This is a genomic window from Methylobacterium sp. E-065 (assembly GCF_022829605.1).
Taxonomy (GTDB): Bacteria; Pseudomonadota; Alphaproteobacteria; order Rhizobiales; family Beijerinckiaceae; genus Methylobacterium.
Window position 1 is genome coordinate 1 of record NZ_JAKSYD010000106.1, and the last position, 20,020, is coordinate 20,020.

Sequence of the window (20,020 nt, forward strand, 5' to 3'; positions counted from 1 at the left end):
CCGCCGCAGATCGTCGGCCGTGAAGTCCTCACGCAGCCGCACCGCAGATGACATGGCAAACCCTCCGGTTCACCTCATCGAATCAGATCCAGAGCCGCAACGATACCCCGTGAGTCAGCCTCACCGTCGATTGGTATTACCCCTCGTGCGGAACACCTTCCTCGACACGGGACGCCAGCGCGAACCCCACAGCCATGGCCATGGCCTCGGCATGGGCGATCAGCGCGGGATCACCGGCTTCTCTGGCCGCCTGGAGGAGCTCGATTGCGTGATGTCCAAGGCGGAGGTCGATCTCGGTATCGCCCGCGCGCAAAGCTGCACCGCCGGCACCGTCGTTCTGAATTTGATCAATCATTGGCATGGGTCGAGTTGGGGGCGAACGCAGTCGGGCTGAAGGGTGACGAAGCGGCGATCCAGCTTTGCGTGCTCATGACATCCCCGAAGGCACGCAGGACCGCGCTGACCGAGCGGTGGATATCGGCGGGGGTGATCCCATCGAGGCCGTGGCTCGCTGAGGCGTCGCTCAGGAAGGTGATGTCCTGGCCGCGGTGGAAACCGTCGATCGCGGTGGCGAGGCACGCGGCCTCGCCGGCGAAGCCCGCGATGACCAGCGGCGGAGAGCCCCGCTCCATGACGTCGGCGAAGGCCGGGCTGGCGTAGCAGGAGGGCCGGTCCCGATCGAAGATCATGTCGCAGCCCTGCGGCTCGAAGCCCTCGATCCAGCGGGCGAAGCGGGTGCCCGCCTGGAACAGCGGTGCCCCGATCCAGCGGACGTAGGCGACCTGGATGCCGCTTTCGCGGGCATGGTCGAGGGCGAGCCGGCAGTTCGAGAGCGCCGGGCCGATGCTCGGAAGCGCCAGCGGCCGGCCTGCGACCTCGTATTCCTGCTGCATGTCGACCAGCACCAGCACTGGAACGCTGCGCGGCCGCCGGTAGAGCGCCGGATTGATCTGGCGCGTCATTGGGCAACCGCCCTGTCGACAGAGGGCCGGGTCACGGCGCGTGTTCGCGAGCGGTCGAGCGCACCCGCCCGGTGCCAGCGCCCCTCCGGCCGGATGATGACGTAGGGATCGACGCCGATGCCGATGGCCTGAGGGTGGCGTTCGGCTTCGAGCAGCATCTCCACGTAGTCGAAGTCAGAAAAGACCAATTCTTGAGCGCCCTCGAACACCCGGAAGCCGAAGCGGCTCCAGAAGCCGACGAGGCGCTTCTGCGCGTGACCGTAGAGGCGGCGGTAGCCCTTGACCCGGGCAAGTTCGATGCCGGCGCGGACCAGGGCGAAGGCCATGCGGGTGTTGCGATATTCGGCGCGCACCGCCAACCGTTCGATCTTGGCGAAATCCGCGAAGAAGCGGATGCGCAGGCATCCGGCGGGCTCGTCGCCGACGTAGCCGATCAGGTGGGTGGCCGAGAGGTCGTTGCCGTCGAATTCCTCCTCGTACGGGCAGGCCTGCTCGGCCATGTAGACGGCGGAGCGCAGGGCGATGACGCGGGCGAGATCCTCCATGCTCCGCGCCACGGCGACGCTGGTTCCATGGCCGCCGGGGCGGTGGCTGTCGTAGCTCGGCGCGGCTTCGGGCTTCGATCCGCGGGCGAAGTGGTAGAGCCCGCCCTGCGTAGCGCTCGGCGGAGCAAAGCCCAGCGTCGTCAGGAGCCCGGCACCTTCCGGGGTCGCGGCGCGGGCGTAGAAATCGACGCCCTGATAGTTCGGGCTGGACAGGCGATCGAAGACCAAGCCGACCCCGCCGGCCAGGCGGCGGCGCGCATAGACGGCCCAGACATAGATGCCCGCCGGACGTTCGTGCTGACCCGCAAGCATCGCCACCGGCGGATCGGCCGCGTCGAACGTGCCCACCTTGAGGGCGGCGAGCCCTGCCGCGTTCAACATCAGGCAAGCGACAAAGCCCTCGCCCTGCGGTGCCGCGGCGTCGAACTTGTGCCGCTGCGCGATCGCCAAGACGCTATCCGGATTGTGCGACATCACCCGCTGCACGGTCCGGAGCGGCGCAAGATCCGGCAGATCGGTCCGAGCGGCCGCGATGAGCCGTTCGAGGTCGCCCGGCGCCGGCATGAAGATCACCAGATGGCGTGCCAGCCGATCGATCCGGATGGCGCCAAGTTCGTGGCGCTGCCGCGCAGAGATCTGGGACGGATCAAGTCGTGCCGGGTCTCCGGCAACGAATAGGGATCGATCGATGTGCACCGTCATCGGATGACCTAACATTCGCTTGCGGATTGACGGTTCAGCACTTCGCATCTAGCGCTCGCGCTGTATGTGCAAAAATTGGAACAGGGGTGTTCCGTAGATGGAACAGGTTGCGGCGGCCCTGGGCGCCATGCCCGACTGGCAGAGCATCCGGGTGTTCCTGATCCTCGAACGCGCCGGGAGCTTCCGGTCGGCGGCCGCCCAACTCGGCGTGTCGGTCAACTCGGTCCGCCGGAGGGTCGGCGATCTCGAAGCCCTGATCGGCGCGCCCCTGCTCACCCGCCACGTGGACGGCATCCGCCTGACCGCCGAGGGTCGCGCGATCCTGGAGGCCGCGAGCCGCATGGAGGACGCGGCGTTCGGGCTGGTTCGGGCGGGCGAGTCGGCGCCGTTCTCAGAAGCCGGGGAGGTGCGGATCGCGGTCACCGAGGGGCTGGGCGCCTTCTGGCTCGCGCCGCGGCTGGTCGAGTTCCAGCGGGCGAACCCGCGCCTCACCGTCGATCTGCGCTGCGCGATGGAATCCGCCGATGTCCTGCGGCTGGAAGCCGACATCGCGATCCAGCTGACGCGTCCGACCAGCCCGGATCTACGGATCGTCAAGCTCGGGCGGATCCATCTGATGCCCTACGCGGCCAGGGAGTACGAGGAGACCTACGGTCTTCCCGCGGCTCCAGAGGATCTCGCGCGCCACAGGATCGTGGTTCAGGCGAGCAGCCAGACGATCCGCCTTGAGGATTACAATCGGGACATTCCCGGTTTCCCCGCCTCGATCCCCATCGCTCTGAAGATCAATGTCAGCAGCGCGTATTATTGGGCCATCGCCAAGGGAGCGGGGATCGGCCTGCTACCGACTTACGCGAGCGCGATCGGGGCTCGGGTCGTCCCGGTGGACAACCTCGGCCGGTACAGCCTCGATATCTGGCTGACTTACCATCCCGATGTCGAACGGATCGAGCGGGTACGCCGGACCATCGACTGGGTCCGCGCCGCCTTCGATCCCAAGCGCTATCCCTGGTTCCAGGACGCGTTCATCCACCCTCGGGACCTGCCGAGCGCGATCAAGGGCGCGCCCCTGCCCGATCTGTTCGCCGGCTTTACCGGCATGACGCCCTGAGCCAAGCCTGCTTCGACACCCTTGACCGCGCCGCGCGCATGATCCTTGCTCCGGCCGTCGCGACGACGAGGTTGCCCGTGCTGCTGACACCCCGCGAGAAGGACAAGCTGCTGATCGCCATGGCGGCCCAGGTGGCGCGCAACCGCCTGGCACGTGGCGTAAAGCTCAACCATCCGGAAGCCGTGGCGCTGATCAGCGACTATGTCGTGGAGGGCGCCAGGGACGGTCGAACCGTCGCCGAACTGATGCAGGCGGGCGCCAGCGTGCTGACCGTCGATCAGGTGATGGAGGGCGTGTCCGAGATGATCTCCGACATCCAGGTCGAAGCAACGTTCCCGGACGGAACCAAGCTGGTCACCGTTCATCATCCGATTCGCGGCGCGGCCTCGTCCGACGTGCCCGGTGCGGTGACGACGCTGCCCGGCGAGATCGTCTTCAACGCCGGCGCCGAACGCACCGTGATCGAGGTCGCCAACACGGGCGACCGGCCGATCCAAGTCGGGTCCCATTACCACTTCTTCGAAGTCAACCCGGGACTCGTCTTCGCGCGCGAGCAGGCCCGCGGCAAACGCCTCGACATCGCCCCCGGAACCGCCGTCCGTTTCGAGCCCGGCTCGACCCGGGAGGTTGCGCTGGTGCCGCTCTCGGGCGGACGCACTGTCTACGGTTTCCGTGGTGACGTGATGGGCAAGCTGTGAGCATGGCCAACACCCCGAAGCCCGCCAGTCTCCCCCGTGCCGCCTATGCCGACATGTTTGGGCCCACGGTCGGCGACCGCATCCGCCTCGCCGACACAAGCCTGGAGATCACGGTCGAGCGCGATTTCACCACCTATGGCGAGGAGGTGAAGTTCGGCGGCGGCAAGGTCATTCGCGACGGCATGGGCCAGAGCCAGGTGACGAATGCCGGCGGCGCCGTCGACACGGTGATCACCAATGCCGTCGTGCTCGATCATTGGGGCATCGTGAAATGCGATGTCGGGATCGTGCGCGGCCGGATCTTCCGGCTCGGCAAGGCCGGGAATCCGGACGTGCAGCCGGGCGTCGACATCGTGGTCGGCCCCGGCACCGAGGTCATCGCCGGTGAGGGCAAGATCCTCACTGCCGGCGGCTTCGACAGTCACATCCACTTCATCTGCCCGCAGCAGATCGAGGAGGCTTTGTGCTCTGGCGTTACGACGATGCTCGGCGGCGGCACCGGGCCGGCGCACGGCACCTTCGCCACCACCTGCACGCCCGGCCCCTGGCACATCGCCCGGATGATCGAGGCGGCCGACGCCTTCCCGATGAACCTCGCCTTCGCCGGGAAGGGCAACGCCGCCCGGCCGGAGAGCCTCGTCGAGATGGTCCGGGCCGGCGCCTGTGCGCTGAAGCTCCACGAGGATTGGGGGACGACGCCGGCCGCGATCGACACCTGCCTGTCGGTGGCCGATGCACACGACATCCAGGTCATGATTCACACCGACACGCTCAACGAGTCGGGCTTCGTCGAGGACACGATCGCGGCCTTCAAGGGCCGGACCATCCATGCCTTCCACACCGAGGGCGCGGGCGGCGGCCACGCACCCGACATCATCAAGGTGGCCGGGCTGCCCAACGTGCTGCCTTCCTCGACCAACCCGACACGGCCCTACACGCGCAACACCATCGACGAGCATCTCGATATGCTGATGGTGTGCCACCACCTCGACCCATCGATCCCCGAAGACCTTGCGTTCGCGGAGAGCCGGATCCGGCGCGAGACCATCGCTGCCGAGGACATCCTGCACGATCTCGGCGCCCTCTCGATGATGTCTTCGGACAGCCAGGCCATGGGCCGGGTCGGCGAGGTCATCATTCGCACATGGCAGACCGCCGACAAGATGAAACGGCAGCGAGGCGCCCTCGCCGGCGACAGCTCGGGGACCGACAACCTGCGCGCCCGCCGCTACATCGCGAAGTACACGATCAATCCCGCCATCGCGCACGGGATCTCCAAGCACATCGGCTCAGTCGAACCGGGTAAGCTCGCCGATCTGGTCCTGTGGACCCCGGCGTTCTTCGGGGTGAAGCCCGATCTCATCCTCAAGGGCGGCAGCATCGCGGCGGCGCCGATGGGCGATCCCAACGCCTCGATTCCGACCCCCCAGCCGGTGCATTACCGCCCAATGTTCGGGGCCTATGGCCGGGCGCCCTTCGCCACCGCCCTCACCTTCGTGTCCGGCGCCGCCATCGCGGACGGTCTGCGGGAGCGCCTTGGCGTCCAGAAGGAGCTGGTCGCGGTCGAGAACGTCCGGGGCGGCATCTCCAAGGCCAGCATGGTGCTGAACGATGCCACACCGGTGATCGAGGTCGATCCCGAGACCTACGATGTTCGTGCCGACGGAGAATTGCTGGTCTGCGAGCCCGCCGAGGTATTGCCGATGGCGCAGCGCTACTTCCTGTTTTGAAGTCCCAACGGGCAAAGTAACTGGAGGCCCGGAATGATTAAGGCCGACCTGAGCGGCTGGGTTGAGGAACAGGTTCAGTGGCTGCGTGAAAATTCATTCGACGAACGCGATGTGCCGAACCTGACCGATGAGGTGCTAACCTTGGATTTCATTCCGCGTGCGCTGAGTTCCCTGGCGCGATGATCCGCGCCACCCGCATTCTCCGCCGCGATACCCTCTCGGGCGGCGAGATCATCGACCGGGTCGTCCTCGACCATGGCGACCGCCATCGGAGGCGTATTGCCATGCGGGGCATCGGCGGCCTCGGCTTCCTGCTCGATTTGCCCGCACCCGCCGTGCTGGAAGACGGCGACGCCCTCGTCCTCGACGATGGCCGCTTGGTCTGGGTCGAAGCGGCCGCGGAGCGCCTTCTCGAGATTCGGGCGCCGAACGATCTGGCCCTCAAGCGCCTCATCTGGCACATCGGCAACCGGCACATTCCGGCTGAGATCGGCACGGACGCAATCTGGATCGCTGACGATCACGTTCTCGCCACGATGGTTAGGGGGCTCGGCGGCACAGCGGCCCACGTGGAGCGGCCGTTTCAACCCGAAGGCGGCGCCTACGCGAGCAGTCACGAGCATGGCCACCACGACCATCCCCATGCCGCCGGCTGAGATCCCGGACGCGCTCCGATTGATGGCTTGGCTGTCACCGGGCTATCCGGTCGGCGCCTATGCATACTCGCACGGCCTGGAGTGGGCCGCCGAAGCCGGTGACATCCGCGACGAGGCGAGCCTCTTGGACTGGCTGTTGGATGTCTCCGCGTACGGGTCGCTGCGCAACGACCTCATCCTGGCCCACCATGCCCATCGGGCCGCGCAGGCTGAGGATGGTGCCGCACTGGCCGCGCTCAACGATCTCGCCTTGGCTTTGGCCCCGTCACGTGAATTGCATCTGGAGACGAGTCAGCAGGGCCGCAGCTTCCTGGACGCGACCGTCGCGGCGTGGCCCTGCCCATCCCTGTGGGCCGTGGCCTCTCATCTGTCGGGCCCGGTCGCCTATCCCGTAACGGTCGGCGCTTCCGCTGGAGCGCACGGCTTGGCACCCGAGCCGACGCTCGCCGCCTATGGGCTCGCCTTCATGCAGAACCTCGTCTCGGCGGCTCTACGGGCGGCACCGGTCGGTCAGACGGCTGGCACACGAATCATCGCAGCCCTTGCTCCACGTCTTGCCGCATTGGCGACCGAGGCCAAGGACGCGGATCTCGATGCCCTCGGCGCGGCGACGATCCGCCTCGATCTCGGCTCCTTCCGCCACGAGACCCAGTATTCTCGTATCTTCCGATCCTGAGCGCGCAGCATGACCCCATCGAACGGACCACTTCGCGTCGGAATCGGCGGTCCTGTCGGATCCGGTAAAACCGCCTTGATGGAGCAGCTCTGCAAGCGCTTCCGAGACCGCTACGAGATCTGCGCGATCACCAATGACATCTATACCAAGGAGGATGCGCGGATCCTCACCGTAGCGGGCGCGCTACCGGAGGAACGCATCCTCGGCGTCGAGACCGGCGGTTGTCCGCACACGGCGATCCGCGAGGACGCCTCCATCAATCTCGCCGCAGTGGCCGAGATGAGCCGACGCTTTCCGAAGCTCGATCTGGTCCTGATCGAATCCGGCGGCGACAACCTTGCCGCAACCTTCTCGCCGGAACTCGCCGATATCACCCTCTATGTGATCGACGTCGCCGGCGGCGAGAAGATCCCGCGCAAGGGCGGTCCCGGCATCACGCGGTCGGACCTGCTGATCGTCAACAAGACCGACCTGGCGCCATTGGTCGGAGCGGACCTGTCGGTCATGGAGGCCGACACGCAGCGGATGCGCGGTACGCGGCCCTACGTGTTCGCGTCCCTCCGCGAAGGGGCCGGTGCCGACTTTGTGGCGCGGTTCATCGAGGAGGCGGGCGGGTTGGGAGCGAGTCGCTAACGGCCCGCCTCAGCGGAGCGCGACCGAACCGCATGAGTCATTGGCACGCCCATCAACCCATCCAGCCGGCTCATGCGGGCGTCGAAGTCGCGGAGCGCAGTGTCGCGCGTTTTAAGGGCGGCGTTGAGCGGAGGCTTGGCCGGTCCCCGTGCCGGCCGGGCTTCGGCGACCGGGGCGACGAGACAAGCAATCAGGGTAAGCAGGGTCAACGTGCGGGCCATGGGTGAAGTGCCTCACCATCTTCCGTGTCTGAAACGGATCTTATATCCATAAGCTCGGCCGAACCGTAGCCGTGTGCGTCAGCGCACAATTTGGTAATTGATGCTGCCAGCGCGCTGTGACTGACAGCTAACGAACACTGCTCGATCCCGGAGTATGGGGCACTTTTCGGATTGTGACGCAGATACAAAGTCTGCGTCGACGCGCCGATCTGCCATTTATTGGTACCTTCATCGCCCCTTTTTGTCTGAGCCGGCTCGAGCATTCGTCTTTCGGCTCCCGCCGCCTCGCGTTCGGCTGATCTTGTGCGTTCCCGCCACCTCGGCGGTTATGGCGCTGATCGATTAGGCAGGCATCGGGAATCGCAAACCCGGACATCAGCGATGAGCATCGCGCTCATCATCGTCGCGGTCGGCGTTGCGGTGGCGATCAGCCTCTACACACGCCCCGGTCGTGAGTGGGCCTGGAGCCATGGATCGTGTGGAAGCGCGGCGTCAGCGGTTTTCCTGTCGCGCCGTCAGCCAAGACGCGATCAGAACCGCCGCGCTCACAAGGCCAACGAGCATCGTCGAGGCCGCGTTGATCTCCGGGTTCACGCCGAGCCGGACGCGGCTGTAGAGGCGCATCGGCAGCGTCGTCGAACCTGGACCCGAGACGAAGCTCGCGATGACTAGATCGTCGAGCGACAGGGTGAAGGCGAGGAGCGCTCCGGCCGCCAGGGCCGGTGCGAGCAGCGGCAGGGTGATGGTCATCAGCACACGCATCGGCCCAGCGCCGAGGTCGGCGGCGGCCTCCTCCAGCGATCGGTCGAGGCCGCGCAACCGCGCCGCCACCACCACGGCCACGAACCCGGTGCAGAAGGTGGCGTGCGCGATCACGATGGTGAGCAGGCTGCGGTCGAGCCCGATGCCGATGTACATAAGCAGGAGCGACAGGCCGATCATCACCTCCGGCATCACGATCGGACCGAGGACGAGGCCGGTGAAGAGAGCCCTGCCCCGGAAACGGCGCTGCCTTTCCAGCACCAGCGCGGCCAGCGTTCCGAGCAGCGTCGCGATCAAGCTCGCCAGAAGCGCGACCTTCAGCGAGACCCAGGCCGAGGCGAGCAGCGGCGCGTCGGACAGCAGTTCAGCGTACCAGCGGGTCGAGAATCCGCCCCACACGGTGACCAGCGGCGAGGCGTTGAATGAATAGCCAATCAACACCAGGATCGGCGCGTAGAGGAAGATGAGCCCGGCCACCAAGGCGGTGCGCGTCACCCAGGTCACGGACCCTCCTCGCCTGCCTGCAGGCTGTCGCGAAAAAGCACGACCGGGACGATCAAGATGGCGAGGATCAGGACGGCGACCGCGGAGGCCAGCGGCCAATCCCGATTCGAAAAGAACTCGGTCCACAGCACACGGCCGAGCATCAGGGTCTCCGAACTGCCGAGCAGATCCGGGATGATGAACTCGCCCACCATGGGGATGAAGCACAGGCCGGCACCGGCCACGATACCCGGCAGGCTGAGTGGCAGCGTCACGCTCCAGAAGACCCGCGCCGGCGAGGCGCCGAGATCCGCGGCGGCATCCCGCAGGGTGGGATCGAGGCGGTTCATCACCGCGTAGAGCGGCAGCACCATAAAGGGCAGATAGGCGTAGACGAGGCCGATGATCACCGCCGCGTCGGTGTTCAGGATTGTCAGGGGCGTGCCGATCAGTCCGAGCCGGAGCAGGACGAGGTTGAGAAGCCCCTCGGGCTTCAGGATCGCGATCCAGGCGTAGACGCGGATCAGGAAGCTCGTCCAGAACGGGACGACCACGAGTGCGACCAGCAAGGGCTGCCACCGCGACGGCGCCCGCGCCAACGCGTAGGCCAGCGGCGTGCCGGTCGCCACGAGGATGGCGCTTGCGAGCGCCGCATAGCCCAGAGAGCCGAGGGCGGCGTCGCGGTAGAACGGGTCGGCGTAGAGGGTGGCATAATTGTCGAGGTTCAGGGCTTCGAGGAAGCTCGACCAGCCGTCGAGGCCCCCGTGCCAGTCAAGGACTGGTAGGTAGGGCGGTATGGCGGTCGCCGGCTCCGAGAGGCTGATCTTGAGCGTGATCGCGAAGGGCAGAAAGAAGAAGACGGTCAGCCACAGGAAGGGCGGCAGGCGGAGCAGCCGATCGAACACAGGGCGCCGCAATCCGCTCATGCCGGCAGAATCACCGCCGCCTTGGCTGCGAAGCCGACGCGGGTTTCCGCCCCTGACGGTATAGCTGCGTCGGTCGGGCGCGTACTTGCCCGTAGGGTCGATCCGTCCGGCAGGCGCAAGGTGGAGCGCAGGCGATCGCCCAGGAAGGTCGTATCCGTGACCGTGACCGGCAAGCCCTCAACACTGAGCACGAGATCCTCCGGGCGCACCGCCACCACCACCGCGGCACCCTCGGCCAGCGATGGTGCGACGATCCCCCGGACTGGACCTTGCGCGGTCTCGACGGTCCGGCCCTCCCCGGGTTCGTGCGGGCCGAGGCGCCCCGGTATCAGATTCACATCGCCCAGGAGGCCTGCGACGTAGCGGTTGGCCGGCCTCCTATAGAGCTCGGTCGGCGGCCCGATCTGGACCAGTCGTCCGGCCTCCATGACGCCGATCCGATCAGCCAGCATCATCGCCTCTTCGGGATCGTGGGTCACGACCACGAAGGCGGTCCCGAGACGGCGCTGCACGGCGCGCAACTCGCCTTGCGTTTCCTCGCGCAGGCCCCGATCGAGGGCGCCGAGGGGCTCGTCGAGGAGCAGCAGCTTCGGTTCTCTCGCGAGCGCCCGAGCCAGGGCAACACGCTGCCGTTGGCCGCCCGAGAGCGTCTCGGGACGGCGTCCGCCGAGGCCTTCGAGGCGCACGAGGCGCAGAAGATCCGCCACCTGCGCGGCGATGGCGGCCTTACCGATTCCCTTGAGGCCGTAGGCAATATTGTCCGCCACGCTCATATGCGGGAACAGCGCGTAGGACTGGAACATCATGTTCACCGGGCGCCGATGCGGTGGCAGCCCGGAGAGATCTTGGTCGCCCAGCTGGATCCGGCCGGCACTCGGCCGCTCGAAACCCGCGATGAGGCGCAGGAGGGTGCTCTTGCCGCAGCCGGATGGCCCGAGCAGGCAAAAGAATTCCCCGGGTTTCAGCGCGAGCGTTACGTCATCGACTGCCCGGTAGGTGCCGAAATTCTTGGTCAGGCCGTCCAGGATCAATCGCGGCGCTGGGCTCGACAAGAGATCAGGAATCCTCGCGCAGCGCCTCGGCCACGCGCGCTTCCAGCAGATCGGGCCTGCGCAGGACGAGCGCGCCGCGGGTCCTGTCGACCAAGCCCTCGGCGGCCATCGCGGTGAATTCCCGGGTGACCTGCTCACGCCGGCAGCCGATCCGCGCCGCGAGCACATGATGGTAGGGCGGTGGCGAGACGACCCGCTCGCCCGAGGTGCCCGACCGGGGCACCGAAAGGCGCAGCAGTTCGGCGTAGAGGCGATGCTTCAGGTCGAGCAGCGCGTGTTCCATGAGCCGGGTGTTGAGTTCGCGCACGCGCTTGGCCAGGAGACGGAAGAGACGGTCGGCGATGGCCTCCGAAGCGAACACCATCTGCCGGAACACCGAAGCCGGCACCACGCAGACCTCTCCGCGGGTCAGCGCCGTCACGTTGGCGGAACGGCCGATCCCGTCGATGGCGGCCAACTCGCCGAAGAACGCGCCGCCCCGCATCTCGCCGAGGATCACCTCTTTTCCGGATTGGGTCCGATTGAGGATCCGGACCTCGCCGGAGGCGATGAAATAGACGTCGGTCGAGATGTCGTCGAAGTCGACCAGCACTTCGTTCTCGTCGAAGCGGCGCCAGTGGCAGCGGGACTCATACGCGCTGAGCTCGATTCCCGGATCCTTGAAGAAGGGTATCGTCCCCAGCCGCGCCATCAATCCGGTTCCCTCAACGCCAGTCCGGCCTTCATTCCTGCCCGAACGGGTGCCGGCCGCAGATCTGGGGACGAAGGCAGCCCGGGCACCGCCGCAACGGCGTTCAGCCCTCGGGCCGAGGTGATCGTGACCGTCACGGGCTGGCCGGTCAAGCCAACCTCGGGTGAACAGGAGTTTATTAGCGTGGATCAGGTTAACTGAGCTACATGCCGAAGCCGCCGCAGCGGGCGGTACCGATGCTCGTGCCTTGTCGATCACACGTCTCAATCCTGGCGCGACTTCGTCCGCCCCGCACAACCAGGCGACCCGGTTTCAAGCCACACTGGCGCTACCGTTCGAGCGATCCGGGCGGAGCCTCCATTCCGGTCGACACGCCACGGTCCGGGTTTGTCCGGCTCCGGCAGGTCACGGCATCGTCTTCCGTCGCCGGCTGAACGATGGCCGCGCCATCGACGTGCCGGCCCTCTGGCAGTACCGCGAATCGCAGCCCCTGTCCTCGGCCCTCCGGCGCGAGGGGATTCTTGTCCGGACGATCGAGCACCTCCTGGCGTCGCTGAGTGCCCTCCAGATCGACAATGCGCTGGTTGAGATCGACGCCGACGAGTTGCCGATCTTCGACGGCAGCGCCACGCCTTGGTGCGAAGCGATCCGTGCGGCGGGGCGAAGAGAGCAGCCACAGGGCTGCCGTCCCATTCGGGTGCTGCGCGCCGTGTCGGTCAGGAATGGGCGGCGGCATATCCGGATCGAACCCGGTACCGGCCTCCACGTCACGGGACATATCGAGCTGGCGCATATCGGGCCCCTCGACTGGTCCGGCGCGATCACGCCTGAGACGTTCGAGCGGGAGATCGTACCGTCGCGGAGTTTCGGTCGATATGTGCGCGCCATGGCTGGGCGGGCCTTCGGCTACGTCACGGGCCGGGATTTCCTGCAGGGCGTTTCGACCGGCTCCGCCGCGCTCCTGATACGCGATCGGGTGCTCGGCGGCTTACGCGTCCCGGACGAACCCGTGCGCCATCGCGTGCTCGACCTCGTCGGCGACCTCGCTCTGACCGGCCATTGGGTCGAGGGAAAGGTCACCGCCTTCCACACCGGGCATGAGCTGAATCACGCCCTCGTGGCGGCGCTGATGCGGGACCGGGCAGCCTGGGAGCTGGCCTGAGGCCGCGCGCTGTCGTGCCTTCGGCGGTCAGGCCGAGGCGCGCTGCGGCACGTCGCATGCGCTGGCGACGGCCGCGAAGGCGCGCACGAGGTCGCCGTCGAGCTTCGCCCCCATGGACTTGAGGATCGCATAGGCCTCCCGGGCCGGTTTCGGAGCCTTATAGGGCCGCGCCTCGATCAGCGCCGCGAAGATGTCGGCGATCGTGATCAGACGCACGAGGTCCGGGATCTCCTCGCCGCGCAGGCCATCCGGGTAACCCGAACCGTCGAGGTACTCGTGATGCGAGCGGACGACCGCCAGGGTCAGGGGATCGTAATGCCCGTTCACCAGCATCGCGTGGCCGATGGCGGGGTGGCGATCCATTTCCCGCCGCTCCTCCGGCGTCAGCGGCGCCGGCTTGTTCAGGATGGCGCGCGGGATCTTTGCCTTACCGATGTCGTGGAGCAGCGCGCCTTTGACCAGATGGCGCGAATCGGATTCGTTGAGGCCCAGCGTCCGCGCGAATTCCGCAGCCAGTCCGGCCACACTCAGGCAATGCCGATGCGTGTTGTCGTCGAAGCTCGCGACCACCGCGAGCCAGTCCCGGATCTTGGTCTCGCGGATTGCCTGATTGACCAGAGCGGCGCCGGATTCGACCGTCGCCGCGCTCGGCGGTCCGTCGGCGCGGAAGATGCTGGCGAAGACCTCCCGGGCTGCCGCGGCCTGATCAATCAGATCGCTACGCTTCGGCGTTTGCGCCGCGCCGCCAAGCGTAAGGCCGGCGACGGTGTTCAGCAGCAGGGCATGCGCCGCGGAGGCCGGCAGAACCCGGGTGGCACCCAAAGCGGTAGCCTGGATCTCGCCGCGACCGAGATTGCCGTGGATAAGCGCCAGGAACGGCGCATCGGGGCTGCGCGCGACCGCGAGGGCTTGGCGCAGGCGACGAACGGACTCGGAGGTCAGCGCGCTGACGTCGCTGATGATCAGACCCGATCCCGCAGGCGGTGCGTCATCGCCGTACAGGTCATGCAGCGAAACGCCCGCATCGGCGCCGAGATTGCGCGCCAGTCGTTCGCCGCGGCCCAAATCGTCGGTCAGGATCAGAGTCCGACGCAAGACTTGATTCCTTTCAATCCCGGGCCAAGCCCGAATCGGTCAGATCAGGGCAGGACCAACCAAAGCATGCGATGGCGCTGCGGTCTGCTGCTATGTCCGACACCATACCTGCGACAGGCTCTGAATTGTAAAACCGGCTCAATGAAAGACCTTGCTTCGGGAATGATGCGATTCCGTTAAAGGGCTGCCCCGCGAACCAGCTTTCAGCGATCGGGTCATTTTCCAGACCGTCTGCGGCGCGGCGCCCGGATCGGCTGGTGGCGGGAGCTTGCCTCTCCGCCTCCGGACAGCCAGAACGCCGCCATGCTGCGCGTCAACGACCTCACATACCGCTTCGGCGACCGCCTGATCCTCGATTCCGCGAGCTTCACGATCCCGGAGGGCGCGCGCGTCGGCCTCGTCGGGCGCAATGGCGCTGGCAAGACCACGCTGTTCAAGGCAATCTTGGGCGAGCTGCCGGTGGACGCGAAGTCGGTCTCGTTACCCAGGGGCATGCGGATCGGTGCGGTCGCCCAGGAGGCCCCAGCCGGCCCGGAGACGTTGCACGCAGTGGTGCTCGCCGCCGACACTGAGCGCGCCCGGCTGATGGCAGAGGCCGAAACGGCCGATGGTCTCCGCCGCGCCGAGATCGAGACGCGGCTCGTCGATATCGGCGCCCACTCGGCGCCGGCCCGCGCCGCCGCGATCCTGCATGGCCTCGGGTTCGATGCCGCCGCGCAGGCCCGGCCCTGCTCGGATTTCTCGGGCGGCTGGCGGATGCGGGTGGCGCTGGCCGCCGTGCTGTTCTCCGAGCCGGACCTGCTCCTCCTCGACGAGCCGACCAACTACCTCGATATCGAGGGCACGCTGTGGCTCTACGACTACCTCGAGCGCTACCCGCGCACCGCAATCATCATCAGCCACGACAGGGATCTGCTCGACACCAGCGTCGACCACATCCTGCATCTCGACCGGGGTAAACTGACGATCTACCGCGGCGGCTATACGAGCTTCGCCAAGCAGCTCTCCGAGAAGCGCGTGCTCCAGGCCAAGGCGAAGGCCAAGCAGGATGTCGAGCGGGCGCATCTGCAGAGCTTCATCGACCGGTTCAAGGCCAAAGCCACGAAGGCGCGCCAAGCGCAGTCGCGGATGAAGCGCCTCGCCAAGATGGAGCCGATCGCGGCTCTGCTCGACGACGACGTCCCGGTGATCCACCTGCCGAGCCCCGAGAAGCCGCTGTCGCCGCCGATCGTTGCGATGGAGCGGGTGAAGGCTGGCTACGGCGACCGGATCGTGCTGACGGGCCTCGATCTCAGCCTCGCCCCGGACGACCGGGTTGCGCTGCTCGGTGCCAACGGCAACGGCAAATCGACATTCTGCAAGCTGATCGGTGGACGTCTCGGGCCGGTCGCCGGCGAGGTGAAGCGCTCCTCCAAGATGGAGGTCGCCTACTTCGCCCAGCACCAGCTCGACGAGCTGCGCCCCTCCGAGAGCGCCTATGCGCATGTCCGGACCCTGATGCCCGACGTACCCGAGGCGAAGGTTCGCTCCGCCACCGCCCGGCTCGGCTTCGGCGCCAACAAAGCCGACACGCCGGTCGAGAAGCTTTCGGGTGGCGAGAAGGCGCGGCTGCTGATGGGGTTGGCGGCCTTCCACGGACCGCATCTGCTGATCCTCGACGAGCCCACCAATCACCTCGATATCGAGAGCCGGCAGGCGCTGGTGGAGGCCATCAACGACTACGAGGGGGCCGTCATCCTGGTCTCGCACGACCGCTTCCTCGTGGAGGCCTGCGCCGACCGGCTGTGGCTGGTGGCCGACGGCACCGTGAAGACCTTCGATGGCGACATGGATGATTACCGCCGCCTCGTTCTGGCCGGTCCGGACCGGGACGACGAGCGGGAGGCGGAGCCCGCCGGCGGTCAGAAGGCCGAAGCGCGCCGGGCGGGGGTCGAGCGCCGCGCCGCACTGGCACCGCTGCGCAAGCGACTCGAGGCCATCGAGGCGCGCATGGCGAAGTTGACCGCCGCCATTCAGAAGATCGATGCGGCCCTGGAGGATGGTTCCGCCTTCCGGGAGAATGCCGCGAAGGCCGGCGAGATCGCCAAGATGCGCGCGGACGCGGCCAGCGCACTGGCCGCCGCCGAGGAGGAATGGCTGGTGGTCAGCAGCGAGATCGAGGCGGCGTGAGCGCTGGCTACGTGCAGGATTCCAGCGCGCGCTCGAGAATGTCGACGCCCAGGTCGATCTCCGCGTCTGTGGCGGTAAGCGGCGGCGCGATGCGGAACACGCCGCCCATGCCCGGCAATTGAACGATATTCATGCTGAGACCGAATTCCAGGCAGCGCCGGGTGATGGCGTCACCGAGTTCCGATGCCGGAACCTTCGTCGCCCGGTCGGCAACGATCTCGACGCCCTGAAGCAATCCGCGACCGCGCACGTCGCCGATGCAGACGAAGCGTTGCTGGAGGGCGCGCAACCGCGTGGCGAGCCGGGCGCCAGCCTCTTCGGCCCGCCCAACCAGTCCGTCGCGTGCGACGATCTCCAGCACCTTCAGGCCGACCGCCGCCGGCAGCGGGTCGGAAACGTGCGTGGTGTAGAACAGGAACCCGCGCGCGTGACAGAGATCCTCGATCGCCGGCTTGGTCAGGACGGCCGCGAGCGGCAGGCCGGCGCCCAGGGTCTTCGAAAGCGTCAGGATATCGGGCACAACACGGTCGCGTTCGCAGGCGAACATCAGGCCCGTACGACCGATCCCCGTCTGGGCCTCGTCAAGGATCAGCAGCATGCCGCGCTCGGTGCATTTGCCCTTCAGCGCGGCGAGGTAGCCCGGCGGCAGGTCGATGATGCCGCCTGAACTCAGGATCGGCTCTGCGAGAAAGGCTGCGAGATTACCGGTCGATTGCCGATCGATCAGCGCGAACGCGTAATCCAGCTCAGCCCGCCAGTCGGGCGCGCCGTCCTTCTCGAAGGCGGGGCGATAGGCGTTCGGCGCCGGGATCGCGAACGAGCCGGTCGGGGCCGGCCCGTAGCCTTTCCGACCGGCGCTGTAGGTCGCCGAGGCCGCCCCCGCGGTCATCCCGTGCCAGGACTGGGCAAAGCTCACCACCTCCCAGCCGCCCGTGGCAAGCTTGGCCATGCGGAGGGCGGCCTCGTTGGCCTCGGCCCCGGTGGTCAGCAACAGGGCCCGTTCGAGTTCACCGGGCGCGATCCGGGCCAATTCGGTGGCGAGGTCGACCACCGGCCGGGTCAGCATCCCGCTGAACAGATGGTCGAGCCGGCCGACGTGGTCCGCCACCACGGCGGCGATCTCGGGATGGCCATGACCCAGGATCGCGCTCATCTTGCCGGAGGTAAAATCGAGGATCTTCCGCCCGTCGGCGTCGTAGACGAAGCTGCCCTCCGCGCGCTCGATAATCAGCGGCGCGAAGGCTCCGCCGTAGCGGATCAGGTGCCGGCGCGCCCGTGCCCAGAAATCCGGATCGTCGTTCCGCGTCATGGCCGCTCCTTCTCGTTGCCGGCCATGTTAGGGGAGTCGTGGATTGCCGGGCAGCTTCTAATTTTGACGGGAGCATTCAGCGGCGCTGATGGTACGCAGCCTCGACATGGACCTCCTTCGCAGCTTCGCCAGCGTGGCCAAGACGGGCGCGCTCAGCCGAGCGGCGAGCCAAATCGGCCGGAGCCAGGCCGCGCTCAGCATGCAGATGAAGCGGCTGGAGGATCTCGTCGGTCACTCGCTTCTGACGCGGACCGGCCGCGGCGTCGTGCCGACCGTGCAGGGCGAGCGCTTTCTGATCCACGCCCGTCGCATCCTGTCCTCGCATAACGGGGCCCTGGCCGAATTCTCCAACGGGAGCTTGAGCGGGACTCTGCGCTTCGGCTGCCCAGACGATTACGCGCAGGCCTTCCTGTCGACCCTGCTGCGCGGCTTCGCACAACACCACCCGGCGGCGGCGATCGAGGTGATCTGCGGATCGACGCCCCGGCTCCAGGCGCAGTTCGATCGCGGCGGCCTCGACCTCGCCCTCGTGTCGGTCCCGCTCGCAGCCGACCGAGCAATCCTGAGACGAGAGGACCTCGTCTGGGTGGTGCCGCGCGACCAATCAGGTCTCTGGACCGATCCCATCCCGTTGGCACTGGGCGATCTCGATACCCTCGACCACCGGGCCGCCGTCGCCGCTCTCGACCGCGCCGGACGCTGCTACCGCATCGCCTACGCGAGCGGCAGCCTTTCCGGACTTCTAGCCGTGGTACGCTCCGGCCAAGCTGTCGCGGTCCTGACTCGTTCCGCCGTCGCGGCCGATTTGCGAATCCTGACAGCCGCCAGCGGTTTACCGCCGCTCACGCGGATCGGCATAACGATCCGGATCGAGGAGCGTCATGCCTCGCCGCTGGCCCGCGCGTTCGCCCGACACGTCCGAGAAATCCTTCCGGCACTTTGAGGCCGCGTCGATCAATCCTCTTCAGCCTCCGACGAGCGGTGAGACGGGACACTCGATGCGTTCCCCTCGTCCCGGACGCGATCGTTCGGCCAAAACAGCACGATCTCCTCATTCTTCACGGGAATCCAATTGATGTGTGCCTCCGGGTGAGTCTCGGTGAAGGCTTTGTAATTTTCCGTGTCGCAAAGCAGATAGATATTCTTTTCTGCGATCGCCGGACCTATTTCATTTGATGCTCTTGTCTTGTCGGGCTTGACGTTCGTGTCCGCCATCGTGAGGCCGCGAAACTTCCGGTCTGGCACATCCGGAAAAGCCGCATTCCACGCCGCCATAACCCGCGGATTATCGTATTGCACGATCGTGTCGGCCCCGACCTTTCTGGTTGGAATGTGTTCGAGGCGAACATCCTCGATCCAGTTCCGGTTCGACGCACTGACCGCCTTGACGGGTTCTGGCGCAACGACAGGAGCCGTCACGACGGCCGCCGCCGCCTCCGTGATCTGGGATGCGTGCATGTATCGGCTCTCGAACTCAGCTGTGCTGATCGCTTGCGTCTTCACGTTTGCCAGCGACAGCATCGCGTCGGCGGTACCCGGCGCCAGCGTGTAGGTCGGCCGCGGATCGAGCGCCGCGGGCTGAACCTGCGCAACGGCTTTCGATTTTGCCAGCGCGGCCGCATCGTCCTGCTGAGCTTTCTGCATGGCTGCTGCGACCGCGGCCATCGACGAAACGTAATCCATGTTTTATTCTCCCACCCGCAGAGCTGATTGGAAACCTGCAACCTCCCCGCATGAAACTAATTTGTTGCTTGTCGCTGGGTCACAGAGCTGGAAATTTATCCGTGTAAGAGGGATTTTCACCCTCGGTCTTGCAAAACGAAAGATTTCGTTTTCGCATCCGCGCGCCGAACACGAGCTCGCCTCCTTTTAAAGGCGTCGATACTTGTTTGGCTTCACGGCAAGCGGCCAGCCGATGGCTTAACCGGAGCGATGCCGCTATCGTTGCAGGACTATTGGGCAGACGAGCATTGATGCCTCGACCATCTGCAACCCAGCGGCCATCATGTCCGCGGGCACCACATCCTAGAGCTTCATGCTCCAAGTTCGAATTTTTACGCCTGATCACATGCATGTCAACGATGTGATGCGTCCTAAAGACACTGCCTGAACAAGATTTTCAGCAGCAGTGATCAGAATTTTCTCTTTCTCACGACTTAACGGCGAGCCTAACGGCTCCAATGAGTACGTTCCTCACCGGGTCCTTTTTCGATGCGCTATTAAGTGCGGTCGTTCGATATTCCATTTCCGCCTGTGTTCCCTTGACGGATGCAGCACATCCGATCATGCCCGAATGACCTAGACCGGCTGCTTCCGCCCGCAGCCGAGACCGAGCACGAGGAGGCACTCCATCTCCGAAAGGTCGACCAGGTGGAGCAGCCCCAGCGGATAGCTGCCGGTCCCGTCCTCGATGAAACCGAGCAACTCGGTCCCGATG

Annotated in this window: 21 protein-coding genes; 11 read left to right on the forward strand and 10 right to left on the reverse strand. The window is 66.5% G+C overall.

All coding sequences use genetic code 11. The annotated features are described in order from the left end of the window. On the forward strand, positions 1-394 hold a 394-nt coding region (locus tag MKK84_RS11920; RefSeq protein WP_243919993.1), incomplete at its 5' end, for a hypothetical protein. Here MKK84_RS11920 and MKK84_RS11925 read toward each other — a convergent pair. Beyond that, complete coding sequence (locus MKK84_RS11925; protein WP_243919995.1) at positions 348-962, reverse strand: cysteine hydrolase family protein; 615 nt, start codon at positions 960-962, stop codon at positions 348-350. The genes MKK84_RS11920 and MKK84_RS11925 overlap by 47 nt on opposite strands. Continuing rightward, on the reverse strand, positions 959-2,209 hold the full coding sequence (locus MKK84_RS35445) for a GNAT family N-acetyltransferase (RefSeq protein ID WP_279599494.1): 1,251 nt from the start codon (positions 2,207-2,209) through the stop codon (positions 959-961). Before MKK84_RS35445 ends, MKK84_RS11925 begins: the two co-directional genes overlap by 4 nt. Before the next feature lie 97 nt (positions 2,210-2,306). Between MKK84_RS35445 and MKK84_RS11935 the strand changes: the two genes are divergently transcribed. From MKK84_RS11935 to ureG, 7 genes are all read left to right on the forward strand, one after another. Then, positions 2,307-3,320, forward strand: coding sequence for a LysR family transcriptional regulator (locus MKK84_RS11935; RefSeq protein WP_243919997.1), 1,014 nt, complete (start codon positions 2,307-2,309; stop codon positions 3,318-3,320). A 77-nt stretch (positions 3,321-3,397) separates the two neighbouring features. Next, positions 3,398-4,018, forward strand: coding sequence for an urease subunit gamma (locus MKK84_RS11940; protein ID WP_243919999.1), 621 nt, complete (start codon positions 3,398-3,400; stop codon positions 4,016-4,018). Between the two features lie 2 nt (positions 4,019-4,020). Beyond that, the gene (gene ureC, locus MKK84_RS11945) at positions 4,021-5,748 is read left to right on the forward strand and encodes an urease subunit alpha (protein ID WP_243920001.1); all 1,728 of its coding nucleotides are present in this window, start codon (positions 4,021-4,023) and stop codon (positions 5,746-5,748) included. A 33-nt stretch (positions 5,749-5,781) separates the two neighbouring features. Beyond that, entirely contained in the window at positions 5,782-5,931 is a 150-nt protein-coding gene (locus tag MKK84_RS11950; protein ID WP_243920003.1) for a DUF29 family protein, read from the forward strand. Beyond that, entirely contained in the window at positions 5,928-6,404 is a 477-nt protein-coding gene (locus MKK84_RS11955) for an urease accessory protein UreE (protein WP_243920005.1), read from the forward strand. Before MKK84_RS11950 ends, MKK84_RS11955 begins: the two co-directional genes overlap by 4 nt. Further along, positions 6,370-7,080: an urease accessory protein UreF gene (locus tag MKK84_RS11960; protein ID WP_243920007.1), complete on the forward strand. Its 711-nt coding sequence runs from the start codon at positions 6,370-6,372 to the stop codon at positions 7,078-7,080. Before MKK84_RS11955 ends, MKK84_RS11960 begins: the two co-directional genes overlap by 35 nt. Positions 7,081-7,089: 9 nt before the next feature. Continuing rightward, positions 7,090-7,713 carry an urease accessory protein UreG gene (gene ureG, locus MKK84_RS11965; RefSeq protein WP_243920009.1) on the forward strand — a complete coding sequence of 208 codons (624 nt, stop codon included), beginning with the start codon at positions 7,090-7,092 and terminating at the stop codon, positions 7,711-7,713. Positions 7,714-8,426: 713 nt separating this feature from the next. Here ureG and MKK84_RS11970 read toward each other — a convergent pair. Genes MKK84_RS11970 through MKK84_RS11985 form a run of 4 tightly spaced genes read right to left on the reverse strand, consistent with a single transcriptional unit; the run spans position 8,427 to position 11,848 of the window. Then, positions 8,427-9,200 carry an ABC transporter permease gene (locus tag MKK84_RS11970; RefSeq protein WP_243920010.1) on the reverse strand — a complete coding sequence of 258 codons (774 nt, stop codon included), beginning with the start codon at positions 9,198-9,200 and terminating at the stop codon, positions 8,427-8,429. Then, entirely contained in the window at positions 9,197-10,105 is a 909-nt protein-coding gene (locus tag MKK84_RS11975; RefSeq protein ID WP_243920011.1) for an ABC transporter permease subunit, read from the reverse strand. Before MKK84_RS11975 ends, MKK84_RS11970 begins: the two co-directional genes overlap by 4 nt. Continuing rightward, entirely contained in the window at positions 10,102-11,157 is a 1,056-nt protein-coding gene (locus tag MKK84_RS11980) for an ABC transporter ATP-binding protein (protein ID WP_243920012.1), read from the reverse strand. Before MKK84_RS11980 ends, MKK84_RS11975 begins: the two co-directional genes overlap by 4 nt. A 4-nt stretch (positions 11,158-11,161) precedes the next feature. After that, a complete protein-coding gene (locus MKK84_RS11985; protein ID WP_243920013.1) occupies positions 11,162-11,848 on the reverse strand; it encodes a Crp/Fnr family transcriptional regulator in 687 nt (228 codons plus the stop codon). A gap of 247 nt (positions 11,849-12,095) precedes the next feature. Between MKK84_RS11985 and MKK84_RS11990 the strand changes: the two genes are divergently transcribed. Next, positions 12,096-13,010: a UDP-3-O-acyl-N-acetylglucosamine deacetylase gene (locus MKK84_RS11990; RefSeq protein WP_243920014.1), complete on the forward strand. Its 915-nt coding sequence runs from the start codon at positions 12,096-12,098 to the stop codon at positions 13,008-13,010. Positions 13,011-13,037: 27 nt separating this feature from the next. Here the strand turns inward: MKK84_RS11990 and MKK84_RS11995 are convergent, their stop codons facing one another. Next, positions 13,038-14,105 (reverse strand): HD-GYP domain-containing protein, encoded by a 1,068-nt coding sequence (locus tag MKK84_RS11995; protein ID WP_243920015.1) that lies wholly within the window; start codon positions 14,103-14,105, stop codon positions 13,038-13,040. Positions 14,106-14,408: 303 nt separating this feature from the next. On the opposite strand from MKK84_RS11995, the gene MKK84_RS12000 reads away from it, so the two are divergent. Then, a complete protein-coding gene (locus tag MKK84_RS12000) occupies positions 14,409-16,274 on the forward strand; it encodes an ABC-F family ATP-binding cassette domain-containing protein (protein WP_243920016.1) in 1,866 nt (621 codons plus the stop codon). Between the two features lie 7 nt (positions 16,275-16,281). On the opposite strand, the gene MKK84_RS12005 is transcribed toward MKK84_RS12000, so the two are convergent. Beyond that, positions 16,282-17,583 carry an aspartate aminotransferase family protein gene (locus MKK84_RS12005; RefSeq protein ID WP_243920018.1) on the reverse strand — a complete coding sequence of 434 codons (1,302 nt, stop codon included), beginning with the start codon at positions 17,581-17,583 and terminating at the stop codon, positions 16,282-16,284. An 88-nt stretch (positions 17,584-17,671) separates the two neighbouring features. On the opposite strand from MKK84_RS12005, the gene MKK84_RS12010 reads away from it, so the two are divergent. After that, positions 17,672-18,526 (forward strand): LysR family transcriptional regulator, encoded by an 855-nt coding sequence (locus MKK84_RS12010; protein WP_243920020.1) that lies wholly within the window; start codon positions 17,672-17,674, stop codon positions 18,524-18,526. Positions 18,527-18,537: 11 nt separating this feature from the next. On the opposite strand, the gene MKK84_RS12015 is transcribed toward MKK84_RS12010, so the two are convergent. Then, on the reverse strand, positions 18,538-19,266 hold the full coding sequence (locus MKK84_RS12015; RefSeq protein ID WP_243920021.1) for a hypothetical protein: 729 nt from the start codon (positions 19,264-19,266) through the stop codon (positions 18,538-18,540). A gap of 615 nt (positions 19,267-19,881) precedes the next feature. After that, complete coding sequence (locus MKK84_RS35450; RefSeq protein ID WP_279599496.1) at positions 19,882-20,007, reverse strand: hypothetical protein; 126 nt, start codon at positions 20,005-20,007, stop codon at positions 19,882-19,884. Between the last annotated feature and the right edge of the window lie 13 nt (positions 20,008-20,020).

What these genes read in the sequence shown, in the direction of transcription:
- MKK84_RS35445 (WP_279599494.1), bottom strand. Translation starts at nt 2,209, where the DNA reads ATGACGGTGCACATCGATCGATCCCTATTCGTTGCCGGAGACCCGGCA.
- MKK84_RS11925 (WP_243919995.1), bottom strand. Translation starts at nt 962, where the DNA reads ATGACGCGCCAGATCAATCCGGCGCTCTACCGGCGGCCGCGCAGCGTT.
- MKK84_RS12015 (WP_243920021.1), bottom strand. Translation starts at nt 19,266, where the DNA reads ATGGATTACGTTTCGTCGATGGCCGCGGTCGCAGCAGCCATGCAGAAA.
- MKK84_RS12005 (WP_243920018.1), bottom strand. Translation starts at nt 17,583, where the DNA reads ATGACGCGGAACGACGATCCGGATTTCTGGGCACGGGCGCGCCGGCAC.
- MKK84_RS12000 (WP_243920016.1), top strand. Translation starts at nt 14,409, where the DNA reads ATGCTGCGCGTCAACGACCTCACATACCGCTTCGGCGACCGCCTGATC.
- MKK84_RS11935 (WP_243919997.1), top strand. Translation starts at nt 2,307, where the DNA reads ATGGAACAGGTTGCGGCGGCCCTGGGCGCCATGCCCGACTGGCAGAGC.
- ureG (WP_243920009.1), top strand. Translation starts at nt 7,090, where the DNA reads ATGACCCCATCGAACGGACCACTTCGCGTCGGAATCGGCGGTCCTGTC.
- MKK84_RS11950 (WP_243920003.1), top strand. Translation starts at nt 5,782, where the DNA reads ATGATTAAGGCCGACCTGAGCGGCTGGGTTGAGGAACAGGTTCAGTGG.
- MKK84_RS12010 (WP_243920020.1), top strand. Translation starts at nt 17,672, where the DNA reads ATGGTACGCAGCCTCGACATGGACCTCCTTCGCAGCTTCGCCAGCGTG.
- MKK84_RS11960 (WP_243920007.1), top strand. Translation starts at nt 6,370, where the DNA reads ATGGCCACCACGACCATCCCCATGCCGCCGGCTGAGATCCCGGACGCG.
- MKK84_RS11975 (WP_243920011.1), bottom strand. Translation starts at nt 10,105, where the DNA reads ATGAGCGGATTGCGGCGCCCTGTGTTCGATCGGCTGCTCCGCCTGCCG.
- ureC (WP_243920001.1), top strand. Translation starts at nt 4,021, where the DNA reads ATGGCCAACACCCCGAAGCCCGCCAGTCTCCCCCGTGCCGCCTATGCC.
- MKK84_RS11985 (WP_243920013.1), bottom strand. Translation starts at nt 11,848, where the DNA reads ATGGCGCGGCTGGGGACGATACCCTTCTTCAAGGATCCGGGAATCGAG.
- MKK84_RS11955 (WP_243920005.1), top strand. Translation starts at nt 5,928, where the DNA reads ATGATCCGCGCCACCCGCATTCTCCGCCGCGATACCCTCTCGGGCGGC.